This is a genomic window from Pseudomonas sp. A125 (genome assembly GCF_055409485.1).
Window position 1 is genome coordinate 1 of sequence record NZ_JBUZVP010000081.1, and the last position, 1,378, is coordinate 1,378.

A 1,378-nucleotide genomic window follows, 5' to 3' on the forward strand; every position below is an offset into this window, starting at 1 on the left:
CCGAATCTGAACTGGCGTTCGCCAGCAGCCGGCCTAGCCTGCAGGCCCAAGTCTATTGCGTCTTGCAGATCGGCTACTTCAAGGCCAAGCATGCTTTCTTCCGCTTCGATTGGCATGAGGTCGAGGACGATTGCGCCTTCGTGCTGAGTCGCTATTTCCACGGCGAAGCGTTCGAACGCAAGGCGATCACCAAGCATGAGCACTACAGCCAGAGGGGTCAGATCGCCGAACTGTTCGGCTACCGGTCGTGGGCGGCTAGCTTCCTGCCGCAACTGGCACAGCAGGCTGAACAGATCGTGCGGCGCGACGTAATGCCAGGATTCGTGGCCGCCGAACTGATCGTTTGGCTCAGCGAGCACAAAATCATCCGGCCCGGCCACACCACCTTACAAGAGCTGGTCAGTGAAGCCCTGTCCACCGAACGCAGGCGCTTGGGCGGCTTGCTGGCAGAAGTGTTGGACGAATCGGCCAAAGCTGCGCTGGGCCAGCTCCTGGTGCGTGACGACACCCTGTCTCAACTGGCAGCGCTCAAGCAGGACGCTAAAGATTTCGGCTGGCGTCAGATGGCAGGGGAGCGCGAGAAGCGCGCCACGCTGAAGTCCTTGCACGGGATCGCCAAGGCGCTGCTGCCCAAGCTCGGCATCTCGCAGCAGAACCTGCTGTACTACGCGAGCCTGGCGAACTTCTATACCGTCCATGACCTGCGCCACCTGAAGGCGGAGCAGACCCGGCTCTACCTGCTGTGCTATGCCTGGGTACGTTACCGGCAGCTCACCGACAACCTGGTCGACGCGATGGCCTTCCACATGAAAAAACTTGAGGACGAGAGCCGCACGGGTGCGAAACAGTCCTTTGTCGCCGAACAGCTGCGACGCCATCAGGAAACGCCGCAGGTTGGCCGCCTGCTGTCGCTGTACGTGGACGACAGCGTGGCCGATCCGACGCCGTTCGGCGAGGTGCGCCAACGCGCCTACAAAATCATGTCCAGGGAATTGCTGCAAAACACGGCGCAGCGCATGAGCGTCAAGCCACTGAACAAACTGGCGCTGCACTGGCAGGCGGTGGACGGCCTGGCCGAACGCATTCGACGCCATCTACGGCCGCTGTACGTCGCGCTCGACTTCGCCGGCACGGCCCCCGATAACCCATGGCTCGCGGCGCTGACTTGGGCCAAGAGCGTGTTCGCCAAGCAGCAGCGCCTATCACAACGGCCACTCGACGAATGTCCGGCGGCAACGCTGCCGAAACGCTTGCGTCCGTACCTGCTGATGTTCGATGCCGAAGGCACGCCGACAGGCCTGCATGCCGATCGTTACGAATTCTGGCTTTACCGTCAGGTCAGGAAACGCTTCCAGGCGGGCGAGCTCTACATTGACGA

Annotated in this window: 1 protein-coding gene; it reads left to right on the forward strand. The window is 61.8% G+C overall.

The genetic code is table 11. The annotated features are described in order from the left end of the window. Nucleotides 1-1,378: DUF4158 domain-containing protein (locus ACZRN6_RS36465; RefSeq protein ID WP_182275478.1), on the forward strand; the 1,378-nt coding region annotated here is incomplete at both ends.